At 69.1% G+C, this 14,039-nt stretch carries 16 protein-coding genes; 3 read left to right on the top strand and 13 right to left on the bottom strand.

Annotated elements, in window-relative coordinates; all coding sequences use genetic code 11:
* The first annotated feature begins 140 nt into the window (after positions 1-140).
* Complete coding sequence (locus C8P69_RS12835) at positions 141-506, top strand: hypothetical protein (protein WP_108177753.1); 366 nt, start codon at positions 141-143, stop codon at positions 504-506.
* A gap of 45 nt (positions 507-551) precedes the next feature.
* Here the strand turns inward: C8P69_RS12835 and C8P69_RS12840 are convergent, their stop codons facing one another.
* Positions 552-878 (bottom strand): NIPSNAP family protein, encoded by a 327-nt coding sequence (locus C8P69_RS12840; RefSeq protein WP_108177755.1) that lies wholly within the window; start codon positions 876-878, stop codon positions 552-554.
* A gap of 331 nt (positions 879-1,209) precedes the next feature.
* Between C8P69_RS12840 and C8P69_RS12845 the strand changes: the two genes are divergently transcribed.
* Both C8P69_RS12845 and C8P69_RS12850 read left to right on the top strand, forming a co-directional pair.
* The gene (locus C8P69_RS12845; RefSeq protein ID WP_337957415.1) at positions 1,210-1,743 is read left to right on the top strand and encodes an NUDIX hydrolase; all 534 of its coding nucleotides are present in this window, start codon (positions 1,210-1,212) and stop codon (positions 1,741-1,743) included.
* Between the two features lie 82 nt (positions 1,744-1,825).
* Entirely contained in the window at positions 1,826-3,106 is a 1,281-nt protein-coding gene (locus tag C8P69_RS12850; protein ID WP_108177757.1) for a flavin-dependent oxidoreductase, read from the top strand.
* A gap of 76 nt (positions 3,107-3,182) precedes the next feature.
* Here C8P69_RS12850 and pufC read toward each other — a convergent pair whose 3' ends face one another.
* The 12 genes from pufC to C8P69_RS12910 all read right to left on the bottom strand — a co-directional run bounded on the left by pufC (position 3,183) and on the right by C8P69_RS12910 (position 14,026).
* Positions 3,183-4,202 carry a photosynthetic reaction center cytochrome PufC gene (pufC, locus tag C8P69_RS12855; protein WP_108177759.1) on the bottom strand — a complete coding sequence of 340 codons (1,020 nt, stop codon included), beginning with the start codon at positions 4,200-4,202 and terminating at the stop codon, positions 3,183-3,185.
* On the bottom strand, positions 4,199-5,188 hold the full coding sequence (gene pufM / locus C8P69_RS12860; RefSeq protein ID WP_245902019.1) for a photosynthetic reaction center subunit M: 990 nt from the start codon (positions 5,186-5,188) through the stop codon (positions 4,199-4,201). Before pufM ends, pufC begins: the two co-directional genes overlap by 4 nt.
* Positions 5,189-5,198: 10 nt before the next feature.
* On the bottom strand, positions 5,199-6,023 hold the full coding sequence (gene pufL / locus C8P69_RS12865; RefSeq protein ID WP_108177760.1) for a photosynthetic reaction center subunit L: 825 nt from the start codon (positions 6,021-6,023) through the stop codon (positions 5,199-5,201).
* 106 nt (positions 6,024-6,129) lie between these two features.
* Positions 6,130-6,348: a light-harvesting antenna LH1, alpha subunit gene (gene pufA, locus C8P69_RS12870; RefSeq protein WP_108177762.1), complete on the bottom strand. Its 219-nt coding sequence runs from the start codon at positions 6,346-6,348 to the stop codon at positions 6,130-6,132.
* 14 nt (positions 6,349-6,362) lie between these two features.
* Complete coding sequence (gene pufB, locus C8P69_RS12875; protein ID WP_108177764.1) at positions 6,363-6,575, bottom strand: light-harvesting antenna LH1, beta subunit; 213 nt, start codon at positions 6,573-6,575, stop codon at positions 6,363-6,365.
* A 118-nt stretch (positions 6,576-6,693) separates the two neighbouring features.
* Positions 6,694-6,867: a hypothetical protein gene (locus C8P69_RS12880; RefSeq protein ID WP_245902020.1), complete on the bottom strand. Its 174-nt coding sequence runs from the start codon at positions 6,865-6,867 to the stop codon at positions 6,694-6,696.
* 132 nt (positions 6,868-6,999) lie between these two features.
* Positions 7,000-8,445, bottom strand: a complete 1,446-nt coding sequence (gene bchZ, locus C8P69_RS12885) for a chlorophyllide a reductase subunit Z (RefSeq protein ID WP_108177768.1) — start codon at positions 8,443-8,445, stop codon at positions 7,000-7,002.
* On the bottom strand, positions 8,445-9,992 hold the full coding sequence (gene bchY / locus C8P69_RS12890) for a chlorophyllide a reductase subunit Y (RefSeq protein ID WP_108177770.1): 1,548 nt from the start codon (positions 9,990-9,992) through the stop codon (positions 8,445-8,447). The genes bchZ and bchY overlap by 1 nt, the downstream gene beginning before the upstream one ends.
* A gap of 2 nt (positions 9,993-9,994) precedes the next feature.
* Positions 9,995-11,005 carry a chlorophyllide a reductase iron protein subunit X gene (locus C8P69_RS12895; RefSeq protein WP_108177772.1) on the bottom strand — a complete coding sequence of 337 codons (1,011 nt, stop codon included), beginning with the start codon at positions 11,003-11,005 and terminating at the stop codon, positions 9,995-9,997.
* On the bottom strand, positions 11,002-11,937 hold the full coding sequence (bchC, locus tag C8P69_RS12900; protein ID WP_108177774.1) for a chlorophyll synthesis pathway protein BchC: 936 nt from the start codon (positions 11,935-11,937) through the stop codon (positions 11,002-11,004). The genes C8P69_RS12895 and bchC overlap by 4 nt, the downstream gene beginning before the upstream one ends.
* An 86-nt stretch (positions 11,938-12,023) precedes the next feature.
* Complete coding sequence (locus C8P69_RS12905) at positions 12,024-13,160, bottom strand: methyltransferase (protein WP_108177776.1); 1,137 nt, start codon at positions 13,158-13,160, stop codon at positions 12,024-12,026.
* Positions 13,157-14,026 (bottom strand): polyprenyl synthetase family protein, encoded by an 870-nt coding sequence (locus C8P69_RS12910; protein WP_108177778.1) that lies wholly within the window; start codon positions 14,024-14,026, stop codon positions 13,157-13,159. The genes C8P69_RS12905 and C8P69_RS12910 overlap by 4 nt, the downstream gene beginning before the upstream one ends.
* Positions 14,027-14,039 lie beyond the last annotated feature (13 nt).

A 14,039-nucleotide genomic window follows, 5' to 3' on the forward strand; every position in this document is an offset into this window, starting at 1 on the left:
CGCCGCCAGATGCGGCCCATGGCTTGACCTTCGGGAAGGGCTGCACTCAACGTCTCCCGCAGGTGCCGTCACTCCCGTTGCCGCCGCCACGGACCGGATCCTGGGCACCCCCGGCGCCGTGCGGCCCCTCCGAGATTCCCATGCGCGCTCTGCTGCTCGCGGCCTTCGCCGCCCTCTTCCTTTCCGTGGCCGGCGAAGCCAATGCCCAGGCCCGGCAGGACTTCGCCATCGTGAACCAGACCGGCTACACGATCGATGAGGTCTATGTGAGCCCGACCTCCGCCAACAACTGGGGTGACGACCTGATGGGCGATGAAAGTCTGGAGAACGGCATGACGCTGAACGTCAGCTTCCCGGTCGACACCACCGCCTGCCGCTATGACATCAAGGTCGTGTACGACGACGAAACTCCGGTGGAGTTCCGCAACGTGAACCTGTGCCGCATCGCCCGCGTCACGCTGTTCTACAACCGCGGCAGCGGCGAGACGCGCGCCGTCGCCGAGTGATCGGAACGGGGCCGGCCGGGCAGCGCCCGCCGGCCCCGCACCGCCTTACTTGACGGCCGAGAAGGCCGTCGGCGTGAGGAACGAGCTTGCGACATTGGACAGGATCGGCCCGTCAGCCTCGCTGGCGTTGCGCGCTGCGATCCAGTCCGGATCCTGCTGAAAAGCGGTCCATTTGCGCTCCCGCTCCGCCATCGACTCCCAGGCGACGAGATAGGTCAGGTCGTTGTTCGACGGGCCGATCACCGTGGTGAAGAAACCCGCCTGGCGAATGCCGTGCTTCTCCCAGAGTTTCAGCGTGTGGTCCTGGAAGCGCGCCAGGAGCTTGGGAAGCCTGCCCGGCAGGCAGGTATAGACGCGCAGTTCATAGATCATGGTGGTCCTCCCTCTGGGGAGCGACAGACTGCCCAAGCCACAGGCCGGCGCAAGTGCGCCTGGCGCGGGCCGGCCCGGCGCGTCCGCGCTGCCGCCACGCCCCGACGCGCTGAGGCCCGCAGCGCCGCGAGAGGCGCCCTTCGCCGAATGCACGGCTGAAGGAACCAATCGGCTCTATATCGGCTTGCCAGACAAAAGACCCCGCGACAGCGAGGACCTGGGCGCCGGATTGCTTAATGACATTTTTATGACAGAGTCGCTGTCTCGAATTTGTCCAGATGATTCGTTCTGATGGTTAGGCCCGGCGGGGCGCGACAGGAGAGCCTCACCGATGGCCGGCCCCGACAACGAGACCGAAGACATCGCAGCCGGTGACATGCTGGACGACGACGGCTCGGGCGCCGGCCGCAAGCGCCTGCAGTTTGCCGCCCTGCCCTACCGGCTGACCCCGGAAAGCGGCCTTGAGATCCTCCTGATCACCTCGCGCACCACCCGTCGCTGGATCATCCCGAAGGGCTGGCCCATGGGCAACCTGCCGCCCCGCAAGGTGGCCGCCACCGAGGCGGAGGAAGAAGCCGGCGTCGCCGGTCACGTCGGCCGACAGCCGATCGGCCGCTACGGCTATGACAAGGTCCTGTCCAACGGCACGACGGTGCGCTGCGCCGTCGATGTCTTCGCCCTCGAAGTCCAGAAGCAGCGCTCCTCCTGGCCGGAGCGCAAGCGGCGCGAACGGCGCTGGGTCCCGGCCCTTGAGGCCGCCGACATGGTCGGCGACGCGGAACTCGCCCCGATCATCCGCGCCTTCGCCACGCACAGCGCCACCGAGCAGGCGGCCATCGATTCCGGCACGATCACGCTGGCCTGACATCCGACTCGCGGCCGGCTGTCCGAGGCGCTAAAGGACGGGTCCCCGCGGCCTGCCGCCTCTCCTCGTCCGATCGCACACCATGTCCGACAAGCGCGTCCTCATCGCCGGCGGCGGCATCGGCGGCCTCGCCACCGCCCTCACCCTCCACCAGATCGGCGTCCCCTTCACGGTCTTCGAGGGCGTGCGCGAAATGCGCCCCCTCGGCGTCGGCATCAACATCCAGCCCAATGCCGTGCGCGAGCTCGGCGACCTTGGCATCGGCGAGGACATGCTCGACCAGGTCGGCGTGCCGGCGCGCGAATGGGCCCTCGTCGGCCTCAACGGCAATGACATCTATGCTGAGCCGCGCGGCCGGCTCGCCGGCTACAACTGGCCGCAATATGCTGTCCATCGCGGCCGCTTCCACGTCATGCTCTATGACACCCTGGTGGCCCGCGCCGGCGCGGATGCCGTGCGCCTCGGCTGCCGCGTGACCGGCTATCGCAAGGAGGGTGACGGCGTCGTCGCCCTCGTCGAAACGGCCAGCGGCGAACAGTTCGAGGAGCGCGGCGCGCTGCTGGTCGGCGCCGACGGAATCCATTCGGCCGTGCGCGCGCAGATGCATCCCGGCCAGCCGCCGATCCACTGGGGCGGGGCGCTGATGTGGCGCGGCACGAGCCTCGCGAAGCCCATCCGCACCGGCGCCTCCTTCATCGGCCTCGGCACCCACCGCCACCGCATGGTGATCTATCCGATCTCCCATCCGGATCCTGAAACCGGCCTCGCCATGATCAACTGGATCGCCGAGGTGGTGGTCGACGCCGGCGAGGGCTGGAAGCAGCGCGGCTGGTTCCGCGAGGTCGGCATCGACGACTTCATCCATCATTTCGAGGACTGGCGCTGGCCCTGGCTGGACGTGCCGGCGCTCATCCGCGGCTCGGCCGGGGCCTATGAGAACCCGATGATCGACCGCGACCCCGTGCCGACCTGGCAGGACGGGCCCGTCGGGCTGCTCGGCGATGCCGCCCACGCCATGTATCCGACCGGCTCGAACGGCGCGAGCCAGGCCATCATGGACGCCCGCATCCTCGGCGCCTCGCTGCTCGCGGAGGGCATCACGCCGGCGGCCCTCGCCGCCTATGACGCGCGGCTGTGCGGGCCCATCTCGCAACTCGTCCTGCGCAACCGCGGCGCCGGCCCCTTCGGCCTCCTCAACCTCGTCGACGAGCGCTGCGGCGGCACCTTCGACAATATCGACGACGTCATCCCCGCCGAGGAGCGCACCGCCTTCATGGCCGGCTACAAGGCGGCGGCGGGCTTTGCCATCAGCCAGCTCAACGAGGCGCCGCCGACCATCCTGCCCGGCGCCCGGATCGGCTGACGGCAGAAACGAAAAGGGCGCCGGAGCGAGTGCTCCGACGCCCTCATTCGGGGCGGCCCGGCCGCCATCCCTAACCTCACGGCGCGGGACGCGGCGCCCCGAGCTCGGGATAGTTCGGCAGCATCGCCGCGCCGTTCAGCGGCTTCGGCTGCTGCTGGTGGCAGGTGGTGCAGAACACCTTGGCATTGTCGCCCTCCGGGCCCAGCCGCTCCGGCGGCTGGATCGGCTGCAGCGGCGCGATGTGGTTGATGTTGATGTCACGCACCATGCGGATGCCGTGATAGGCGGTGGCGCGCTGCGGCGGACTGCTCGACCACGTCCCGAAATTGTTGGAGTTGTGGCAGAAGGTGCAGTTGACGCCGAGGCCCTCCGACATGTGGATCATCAGGCCGTAGGTGCGCTCCGTGTCCTGGATGGTCCGCGTATTGCCGGCCGGCAGCACGGTGGTGCTGACCGAGCGGATCTGCCCGGTATAGGCGAGCAGCTCGGTGAACGGATCCGTCGGCAGGGAGGTGAGGCCCACCAGCCGCCCGACGACGTTCTGGCCCTGGCGGCTCGCCGTCATGCCAGCCGCGCCCATCGGGCCGCTGTCCTGCTTGAACGTGTATTGCGGCTGAGGCTGGCCGCGATGGCAGGTGTAGCAGGTGACGCCGGTCTGGCCGACATGCGAGGTCCAGGTCGTGTTCAGCGAGCGCGTCATGATGAGCATCTGGCGCGCCACGCGGTACTGGTACTTCGACTCGTCCGCCATGTTCTCGAGGTTGTGGCAGTAGCCGCAGCTTTCCTCCTGCGGCGCCACCCACTCGGCCATGGAGGCCATCACCCTCAGGAACTCGGTCTCGCTGAGATCGCCGAGAACCTTGACGTTCTGGTAGATCGTCGAGACCCGCGGGCCCGTCGGATCCGCCGGGGGCTGAGCCTCCGGCGCCTGGTTGGCGGCCTCGCGCGCTGCCAGCGTGCGGGGATTGGCGACATTGCCCATGGACTGGCCGCGATAGCCGCGCTGCTCGGTGGCCGGAGGCGGAGCCTCGCAGCCGGCGATGAAGAGCGTCGCGCCCAGGAGAAGGGCCGTCAGGCAGGTGCGTGCGGAGTTCATCGCGTCGCTCCCGGCAGAGTGGAGGGGTCGATGGCAGGCACGTAGGGCAGCGACGGATAGCCCGGGGCGAAGTCGTGCTTGATCGCCCAGAGATACCAGTTGTCCACCACAGTGCCGGTGAGGAGGATGCCGATGCCGCCGGTCAGCGGCGTCAGCACGGCGAACCACCAGGCCCAGCGATGGATGGATTCCATCGTGGCATTGAAGCCCATGGTCCAGCGCCAGAACAGGGCGGCGCGCTCGGAGGCCGTGCCGCGGTCGACGATCTGCTCGATCTCGCGCTCGCCGCCGTAGCGGGACACGGCGAGGATCGTCGCGCCATGCATCGCGAAGAGCAGCGCCGACCCGTAGAGGAAGGTGATCGAGAGCGCGTGGAACGGGTTGTAGAAAAGGTTGCCGTAGCGGATCGAGAAGGCGGCCGTCCAGTCGAGGTGCGGGAAGATGCCGAAGGGCACGCCCTCGCTCCAGGACCCCATGAGCAGCGGCCGGATGAAGCCGAGCACGAGGAACAGCCAGATCGCCGCGGCGAAGGCCCAGGCGACATGGGTGCCCATGCCGAGCGCCCGCGCCCGCCGGTAGGTCCTGATCCACCACAGGATGACCGAGATGGTCAGGAAGAAGCCGGTGAGCAGCCACCAGCCGCCCTCCGCCATGGGCGGGATCGACAGGCCGTATTTCGGCGCCGGCGGTTCGAGCGCGAGCCAGAAGAGCTGGCGGACGAACTGCACGGGATCCCAGTTCACCGACGCCCACATGTTGAGGCCGATGATCTCGAAGGCGATGATGCCGAAGAGCAGCGAGACGCTGCCGTACCAGCCAAGATAGATCGGGCCGATCTGGGCATCGCCGATCTTGCCCAGCCAGTAATTGTGGAAGATCGAGGTGCCGCGCTTGTAGATCTGGCTCTCGATGGGCGGCCCGGTGTCGTCCGGGCCCCTGACCTGGATGCGGGTGAAGATGTTCTGATAGTCGATGGCAAAGCTCACGACACCCTCCTCAGCGCCAGATCGGCAGTTCGAGCCACCAGTTCCACCACTCGGGCCAGCCGAGGGTCCAGAAGGGGCCGGAGATGACGATGCAGACCGCGCTCCAGAACACCGCGGCCAGCGCCAGGAAGAGCCCGAGGCGATGGATGCCGATCGTGCCGACCGAGTAGCCGATCGTATCGCGGAAGAAGGCGTTCTCGTGCTCCGGCGTCTTCACAGCCTCGCCCTTCGGCGGGTTGGTGGCGGACAGCACGAGCGCCCCGTGGAGCGACAGCGCCAGCGTCGTCGTGAAGAAGAAGGTCACGGCGAGCATGTGCGCGGGATTGTAGTGGAAGTGCAGGTACTGGTAGCCGACGTTCGACACCCAATCGAGGTGGCTGAAGATGCCATAGGGGAACGCGTGTCCCCAGGCGCCCATCAGGACCGGGCGGATGACCTGCAGGGTGACATAGGCGAAGATCGCCATGCTGAAGGCGACGGGCACGTGGAGGCCCATGCCAAGCTTGCGGGAGATCTCGACCTCGCGCATCGCCCAGGAGCCGAAGGCGCCGATGGCGCAGATGGTGATGATCTGCCACAGCCCGCCCTCGGCGAGCGGGGCCAGGCCAAGACCATATTTCAGGTCCGGCGGCGCGATGTTGATCCGCCAGACGTTCCAGGTGTCGCCGAGCGCGGCGCCCCACAGGATCAGGCCGACGCCCAGAAGCGAAAAGAAGAAGGTGGTGACCCCGAAGAACCCGACCCAGAACGGTCCGACCCAGAAGTCGAACAGGTCGCCCCCGACCAGGGTGCCGCCACGCACGCGATATTTGGCTTCGAAGCTCAGCAAGGCCATGGTCGGCTCCTCTCGGCAGTGCATGCGCATGCGATGGGGTTGACCGGGGTCACCGGAAGCGTTGCGCGGGAAGCGCTTGGCCGCCGATGTCCCCGGGTCTTTCGCGTCAAACGCCCGCGATGGTGATCGTCGTGCCGGCGACCGTGATGGTCGGGGCCGAGATCACGTCGGCGCGGGGCGCAGGGCGGGCGCGAGGGCCTTCGATCCAGTTGAAGCGATCGGTGCTGAGCAGGATGAAGTGGATCAGCAGAGCGAGCGCGAACAGGAACGTGGCCATTGCGACGAGGACCCGCCTGGGGTCGAAGATGAGCCAGAGTTTCCACATGAGATCTTCTCCCGTCAGCCAATGAGCGTCTGAGCCACGACCGTGGCGCCGTCGATCATCGACTGCGCGTAGCCGCGGGGTCCGGGGAGCCAGGGCCGCCACTGCCACGCCAGGAAATGGGCGATGATCGCGACGACCGTGAATCCGACGAAACCCTGGATGAAGTACTTGTGGAACTCCTGAGCTTCCTCCTCGGTGAGGCCCGAAAGGGACTCTTTGTCAGCCATGATGGACTACTCCTCGTTTCGGCCCGAAGGCCGTCGCCGAGCCTTTCGGCACGGCAGGGTCGCCGAAGGGCTGACGCCCTCCGGCCATTCGCCCGGTGACCCGGGCGAGGCGGACCGTTCAGCCCATGAAGGCGAACGGAATGGCGGAAGCCGCGGCCGCGCGGGCCTCGGCGAAGAGGGACAGGCTTTCGGGGGAAACGGTGCGCTCGCCGCGCAGGCGCGCGATGGCGGTGACGCACAGAAAGAAGGGGAACGAGGCCAGCATCAGCAGCCGGAATTCGATCCGGTCCATGCGGCGTGACCGCGAGGAGGCGGGCATGCGGGCGGCGTGATCCATGGCTGGTCTCCCTGCCGGTCGCGTGGCGCGACCTTGTCAATTGGACTGCACTGCGAAGGCGTGGCGCTTCAGGCGCCGTAGGCAAAGTCAGTTGGGCGGACGGCCGAGCTGGCCGGCGGCGCGCGTCACGGAATCGGGCCGGACGACGCCGACACCGGTCGCGCGGGCGTCACGTTCGGCGCTGTCGCGCAGGCGCTTGGCCGCGGAGATGCGCACGAGCACCGGATGGGTCTCGACGACCGCATCGAGCATGGCGCGGGCCTCTTCGCTCCAGGGCAGCTCGTCCTCGAGCCGCGAGGGCGTCGCCTCGATGCGGTCCATGTCGCTGGCGAGCGGCAGGATGTGGAAGAGCGCGTCGAACAGCGCGTTGCAGACCTCCTGGAGGAGGTAGGTCGCGCCCGCATAGCCCATGAACGGCGTGCCGGTGTGGCGGCGGATGATGGCACCGGGAAAGGAGGCGGGGATGAACACCGCCCGCGCCCCGCAATCGGCGAGATACATGCGCTCGTTGAAGCTGCCGAAGAGAATGAGCGGCGTGCGGTCGCGGATCGCCTGGCGCACCGCCTCGTTATCCGGCTTCACGCCGGCGCGGCGGGAGACGGCGAAGTGGCAGGGCAGGCCGAGCTCCTCGGAGAGGAAATGCTTGAGGCCGCGCGCATAGGTGTCGGTGGCGACGACGCCGAAACTCGCCGTGCCGAGGAAGTCCTGCGTCACCGAGCGCCACAGGTCCCAGAGCGGCTTGATCGTCGTGTGCTTCTCGCGCGCGATGAAGGGCTGCGGGTCGACGCCGGCGAGTTCGCCGAGCTTCTCGAGGAAGGCGGTGGTCGAGTGCAGGCCGATCGGCGCCTGCAGGTAGGGGCGCTCCAGCCGCTCGCAGAGGAGCCGCCCGAACTCGCGATAGAGGCAGATGTTGACGTCCGCATCGGCGAGCTTCGCCACGTCCTGCAGGTGGCTGCCGAGCGGGAACTCCATGTTCACCTCGCAGCCGATCCCCTCGACGAGGCGGCGGATCTCGGCGAGATCGGAGGGCATGTTGAAGGTGCCGTAGGCCGGCCCGATGATGTTGACGCGCGGCTTGGCGCCCGCCTCGCGGCGGCGCTCCGGCACCTTGCGCGGGCCGAACTCGGTCCACAGCCAGGACAGCGCGCGATCGGCGCTCTGCCACTGGTCCTCGTCGATGGTGCGCGGCAGGAAGCGCTTGATCGCTGTGCCTTCCGGCGTCACGCCGCCGCCGATCATCTCGGCGATGGAGCCGGTGACGACCACGGCCGGCAGGTCGGGATCGAGGGCGCGGTGGGCGCGGCGCATGGCCTGCTCCGTGCCCTTCTGGCCGAGCTCTTCCTCGGCGAGGCCGGTGACGACGATCGGCAGCTCATGCGGCGGCAGGGCGTCGGTGTAGTGCAGCACGGAGGTGACGGGGAGGTTCTCGCAGCCCACCGGGCCGTCGATCACCACCTGCAGGCCCTTGATCGCGGTGAAGACATAGACCGCGCCCCAGTAGCCCCCTGCCCTGTCATGATCGAGGACGAGCATCAGAGCATCTCCTCGGCCTTGCGCTTCTTGGCGAGCGCATCGAGCTGGCGGCGGTACTTGGCGCGGAAATCCGGCCGCGGATCGGGGGTCTTGGACCAGACGCCGGCCGTGTCGCCGGAACCGACGCCCTCGAAGAAGGCCTTCATCCGGTCGAAGCGCGGCTTGTTGCCGAGCGCCGCATTGACGACAGTGGCGAGCGAACCCGCTCCGGCGAGGCCGAAGAGCGGCCGGGCCGAGATGAGGTTGGTGAAGTAGAGGGCGGGAATGGCCCGCTCCTTCGCCTTCTGCACGACCGGCGTCGTGCCGATGGCGAGGTCCGGCTGGTGCGCGTCGAGCGCCTCGAGATCCTGCTCCAGCGAGGCGCGGTAGCGCACCGTCACGCCGCGCGCCTCGAGCCAGGCGCGATCCGGCTCTGACCAGGGCGTCTGCGGGCAGGCGGTGCCGACATAGCGCAGGTCCGCGCCGCTCTCGACCAGCAGGCGGCCGACGAGCAACTCCGAACCCTCGTAGCCCGACAGGGTGATGCGGCCGGAGATGCGGGCCCGCTCCAGCGCGGCGCCGATCAGCGGCAGCGCGCGGTTCTGCGCCTCGGCGATGCGCTCGGGCGCAACACCGGCGGCCTTGCCGATGGCGGCGAGCCAGTCGGCGGTGCCGTCGCGCCCGACCGGGGCCGAGGCGACGACCGGACGGCCGGCGGCCTCAAACTCGCGGATGCTCGCGGTGTAGAAGGGATGGATGGCGGCGACCGCCACGCAGTCGAGCGCGGCATAGAGCTCGCGCCACTCGCGGGTCGGCACGGCGGGGCCGGCGGCGAGGCCCATCGGGTCCAGCAGAGCGCCGATGCCCATGGGATCGGCGGGGAACATCTCGCCGAGCAGCGTCACGGTCGGCCGATGGTTGGCGCGGGCGACACGGGGCGCCTGGACGGGGCCCTTTTCCGCCTCGCCGCGGGCATAGCGCAGCATGGCGCCGGCCAGCACGTCCTTGGCCTCGGCATGGGTCGGCACGCCGAAGCCCGGCACGTCGATGCCGATGACCCGCACGCCGTTGATCTGCTTCGGCAGCAGCTTCAGCGGCACGCCGGAGGCGGTCGGCACGCACAGATTGATGATGACGATCGCGTCGTAGAGCGCCGGATCGGCGAGGTCATGGACGGATTCGCGGATGTCCTCGAAGAGCTTGCCGGTGACCAGCGATTCCGAATTGAACGGCACGTAGCCGACGGTCCGCCGCGCGCCGTAGAAGTGCGAGGTGAAGGTGAGGCCGTAGACGCAGCAGGCGGAGCCTGAGAGCACGGTCGCGGTGCGCCGCATCCTCAAGCCGACGCGCAGCGAGCCGAAGGCCGGGCACATGCTCTGCGGCTGGTCATGCGGGCCCTTCGGATAGTCGGCCGCATATTGGTCCAGCACGTCGCTCTTGCCGGCGGCGCGCGCCGCCTCCTCCATCTGCGCCTTGCCGCCATGGCAGCCGGGCTCCGACGCCTCGGGAGGCATCGGCTTGGCAGCGGCCGAAAGGGGCTTGGCGAGGGTGTCGAGGAGGCGAGCCATCGTCACACCGTGTCGTAGATGATTTCGAGGGAGGGCTGCTGCAGCAGCACGCCGCCGCGCAGGTCCGCCTGGCTCGCCGGCTGCAGCACCACGCCGCGGCCGACCGCATCGCCCTTGAACAGGCCGAGAAGGGCGTCCTGGTTCAGCGGCTTCGGCCTGACGGGCGGAGCCCCCGCGACGTTCTGGGCGAGCTCGGCGAAGAGCGAGGCCCACTGGCTGTCGGGATGGCCGACGATCTCGTAATTGGCGCTCTTGCGCCTCAGGTCGTCGTCCTGCGGGATGGCCGCCAGGATGGGGATGCCGGCTTCCGCCGCGAAGGCCGAGGCCTCGCCCGTGCCGTCGTCCTTGTTGATGACCATGCCGGCGACGCCGACATTGCCGCCGAGCTTGCGGAAGTATTCCACCGCCGAGCAGACATTGTTGGCGACATAGAGCGACTGCAGGTCGTTCGAGCCGACGACGATGACCTTCTGGCACATGTCGCGGGCGATCGGCAGGCCGAAGCCGCCGCAGACCACGTCGCCGAGGAAGTCGAGCAGGACATAGTCGAAGTCCCACTCGTGGAAGCCGAGTTTCTCGAGCAGCTCGAAGCCGTGGATGATGCCACGCCCGCCGCAACCGCGGCCGACCTCGGGGCCGCCGAGCTCCATGGCGAAGACGCCGTCGCGCTTGAAGCAGACGTCCTCGATGCGGACCTCCTCGCCGGCGAGTTTCTTCTTCGACGAGGTCTCGATGATGGTCGGGCAGGCCCGGCCGCCGAAGAGCAGGGACGTCGTGTCGCTCTTGGGGTCGCAGCCGATCAGCAGGACACGCTGGCCCTGCTGCGCCATCATGTAGGAGAGATTGGCGAGCGTGAAGCTCTTGCCGATCCCGCCCTTGCCGTAGATGGCGATGATCTGGGTCTGCCGGGTCCCAGGAGCAGCCGCCGTGTCCTCGGCCTCCTGGATCATGGCATCCAGCGCGGGGCCGGTCGTGGCGGCGTTCGGCTCGAGAGCCGTGAGCGGCGCGTTCATGCGGATGCCCTCCAGGTGATGAGTGCCTTGACGCAGTCGGGGTCTTCGAAGGCCGTGCGATAGGCCTCAGCTGCGGCAGGCGGGGGAAAGCGGTGTGTGACGAGACCGTCGAGGCTGAGACGCCCCGAGCGCACCAGGGTCAGGGCGCGGTCGACGTCCTCGGGCCGGAACTCCGCGGCGATGCGGATCATCGCCTCGCGCATGAAGGCCGGCGGGAAGGTGAAGGCGAGCGGCTGCTCGTAGAAGCCGGCAAGGACGACGGCGCCGCCGCGACGCAGGCGCGCGATGAGCGTGTCGAGTAGGCCGGCATCGCCGCTGGCATCCATGATGATGCCGCGGTCGGCCGTGGCGTCCTCGGCGGGATCGATGACGGGATAGCCGGTGGCGCCGCTGCGCCGGCTGGCGCGGGTCTCCCACACGGTCGGCGCCGGGGCGCCCTCGGCCATCGTGACCCGGGCGATGAGGCGGCCAAGCACGCCGTGTCCGACGATGAGCTCGGGCAGGCCGCCGACGCGGATGGCGTGGCAGGCGGTGGCGGCAAGGGCGAGGAGGATGGCCTGGTCACCCATCGCGACATCGACGGGCGTGGCGCGATCGGCGGCGACGATGAGGCGCTGGGCGGCGCCGCCGAAGAGGCCGCGCACCGACTTGAAGCCGCGTGAGCCGGGAACGAAGACGCGCTCACCGATCCGATGGCGGGCATTCGCGCCGGCATCGACGATCTCGCCGACGGTCTCGTAGCCGGGAACGAGGGGATAGCCGAGGCCCGGGAACGGCGGCATGCGGCCGGACCACAGCAGCCGCTCCGTGCCGCTGCTGATGCCGGACCACAGCACGTCGACGATGACGTCGTTCTCAGACAGGCCCAAGAGTTCGACGCGGTCGAGATCCAGGCGGTGCGGCTCACGCAGGATGACTGCCAGCGTCTTCACGATCGACCTCCAGGGTCGTGCCCGCCTAAAGACTGGGCATAAGTCATCTTAGGATGACACGACAGAGTGTCAATTATTTTTTACGTTCAGGAGTGACGCGTCGCCGTGACAAGGCCGGCGAAGAGCGGCCGGCGGGTCGCAACGCGGCGCGGCGCCTGGAAACCGGCCTCGACCAGCATGGCCATCAAAGTGTCAGGCGAGCGGGCGCGGCCCTGGCCCATGGCGAGCAGGTAGAAGCCGAAATAGGCATCGGCCATCGGCGCGACCGCTGCCGATTCCGCCATGGGCTCGGCGATGACGATGCTTCCACCCGGCACCAGGGCCTCGTGGACCCGCTTCAGGAGGGGGCACACCACGGCATCTTCATGGTCGTGGACGACACGGACCAGCGTGACGAGATCCATGCCCGCAGGGAGCGGATCGTCGGGGAATCGGCCGCCATGGATCATCACCGATTCGGGCAGGGCCGGATTGTGTGCGGCATGGGCCGTCACCGCCGGCAGGTCGAAGAGGTGGAGCTCGGCCGCGGGCGCGCGGCGGTGGAGCGCGGCGAGGAAGGTGCCGTTGCCGCCACCGACATCGAGCACGACCCGGTGCTTGTCGACCGGATAGGCGTCAAGGATGTCGTCGGCCACCAGCGCCTGCGAGCGCGCCATGAGCGCGGTGTAGTCAGCCGCCGAATCCGCCGCCTCCGCCGAGCCGCCATCGCCATAGGCCCAGAAGCGCCTGAGATGGGAGGGCGGAGCCTCGCCGCGCAGCAGCGCGATCGGGTCGGCGAGGTCCGCATAGAGCATGGCATGGTGCTCGACCATGGCGAGCGCGCCGGGATTGCCGGTCAGCGCCGCGCCCTTGAGGCCGAGGCCAACCGTGTCGCCTCGCCATTCCAGGAGGCCGAGGGCGATGGCCGCCCGCACCAGCCGGTCCGCCGCCTCCGGCGAGAGGCGGGCACGTGCAGCAATGTCGGAGAGCGGCAGAGGCCCGCGCGTCAGCATCGCGAAGAGGTCCAGCCTCACGCAGGCGAAGAGCACCTGCGAATAGACAAAGCCGGCACACAGATCGAAGAGGTCGCTGGCATGGCGATGCGCCGTGCCCCGGGTCAGCGGGAACGAGGCCGAGAAACGCTGAAACGCCGGATCGGCGACGAGCCGATCACGGCGCTGCTTCAGCCAGCCGGCGAGCCGCTCGAAAGGGCCCGCGCGCCGGTCCGGCATGGTGGCGGTCATGCCGCAGTGCGGACGAGCCCCGCCGGCAGGAAGCGCTTGGTCTCAAGCAGGATGGCGGCGCGCAGCTGCGCCTGGCCGGGGCAGACCGGGACGGCGGCAATGGCCTCGACCACCGTGCGGTCGAGCAGCGCCAGCGCCTCGTCGAGGCCCATCTCATGGGCGACGTTCGGCCGGCCCAGCAGGCTATCGCGGTTGCTGGTCTTGCCCGTCTGCTCGGAGGTCGCGGCGATGTCGCTGATGTCGTCGGCGACCTGATAGGCCTCGCCGAGACGTTCGCCGAGATCCCGCCATGCCAGCGGATCGGCGCCGGCGGCGAGTGCACCGGCCGCCGTGGCGCCGGCGAAGAGCGACGCGGTCTTGGCGCGGTGATAGGCGGCGACCGAGACGGTCGGCTCGCTCTCCCAGGCCTGGCCGGCGCAGATGCCGGCCGGCGCACCGACGGCCTGACCGACGAGCCGGACCAGACCGCCGAGCTTGCGGGCATCGCCGGGCACGCCGCGGGCAATGGTCTCGAAGGCGAGGACGATCAGCGCGTCACCCGCCAGGACCGCGACCGGCTGACCGAAGGCGCGATGCACCGAGGGCTTGCCGCGGCGCTCGTCGGCATCGTCGAAACAGGGGAGGTCGTCATGGACGAGCGAGGCGCAGTGGAGGAACTCGATGGCCGCCGCCGCGGCATCGGCCGCATCGGGATCCGAACCGCCGCAGGCCTCCGAGACGGCCATCACCAGCCTCGGCCTGATGCGGTGCCCCGCCGGAAACACTGCATACCGCAGAGCCGCCGCAAGACCGGGGGGACAATCGGCGCCCTCCGCCTTGGTAAGAGCGACGTCCAGGGCCTTTTCGATCCGAATGCCGAGATCCATGGCCTTCCCCCTT

Source organism: Phreatobacter oligotrophus (assembly GCF_003046185.1).
Lineage (GTDB): Bacteria > Pseudomonadota > Alphaproteobacteria > Rhizobiales > Phreatobacteraceae > Phreatobacter > Phreatobacter oligotrophus.

Bases quoted from the DNA above. Each gene is read 5' to 3' on its own strand.
- C8P69_RS12845 (WP_337957415.1), top strand. From the start codon at position 1,210: ATGGCCGGCCCCGACAACGAGACCGAAGACATCGCAGCCGGTGACATG.
- C8P69_RS12835 (WP_108177753.1), top strand. From the start codon at position 141: ATGCGCGCTCTGCTGCTCGCGGCCTTCGCCGCCCTCTTCCTTTCCGTG.
- bchY (WP_108177770.1), bottom strand. From the start codon at position 9,992: ATGGCTCGCCTCCTCGACACCCTCGCCAAGCCCCTTTCGGCCGCTGCC.
- C8P69_RS12905 (WP_108177776.1), bottom strand. From the start codon at position 13,160: ATGACCGCCACCATGCCGGACCGGCGCGCGGGCCCTTTCGAGCGGCTC.
- C8P69_RS12880 (WP_245902020.1), bottom strand. From the start codon at position 6,867: ATGGACCGGATCGAATTCCGGCTGCTGATGCTGGCCTCGTTCCCCTTC.
- C8P69_RS12895 (WP_108177772.1), bottom strand. From the start codon at position 11,005: ATGAACGCGCCGCTCACGGCTCTCGAGCCGAACGCCGCCACGACCGGC.
- pufA (WP_108177762.1), bottom strand. From the start codon at position 6,348: ATGTGGAAACTCTGGCTCATCTTCGACCCCAGGCGGGTCCTCGTCGCA.
- pufB (WP_108177764.1), bottom strand. From the start codon at position 6,575: ATGGCTGACAAAGAGTCCCTTTCGGGCCTCACCGAGGAGGAAGCTCAG.
- C8P69_RS12850 (WP_108177757.1), top strand. From the start codon at position 1,826: ATGTCCGACAAGCGCGTCCTCATCGCCGGCGGCGGCATCGGCGGCCTC.
- pufC (WP_108177759.1), bottom strand. From the start codon at position 4,202: ATGAACTCCGCACGCACCTGCCTGACGGCCCTTCTCCTGGGCGCGACG.
- C8P69_RS12910 (WP_108177778.1), bottom strand. From the start codon at position 14,026: ATGGATCTCGGCATTCGGATCGAAAAGGCCCTGGACGTCGCTCTTACC.
- bchZ (WP_108177768.1), bottom strand. From the start codon at position 8,445: ATGCTCGTCCTCGATCATGACAGGGCAGGGGGCTACTGGGGCGCGGTC.
- pufL (WP_108177760.1), bottom strand. From the start codon at position 6,023: ATGGCCTTGCTGAGCTTCGAAGCCAAATATCGCGTGCGTGGCGGCACC.
- C8P69_RS12840 (WP_108177755.1), bottom strand. From the start codon at position 878: ATGATCTATGAACTGCGCGTCTATACCTGCCTGCCGGGCAGGCTTCCC.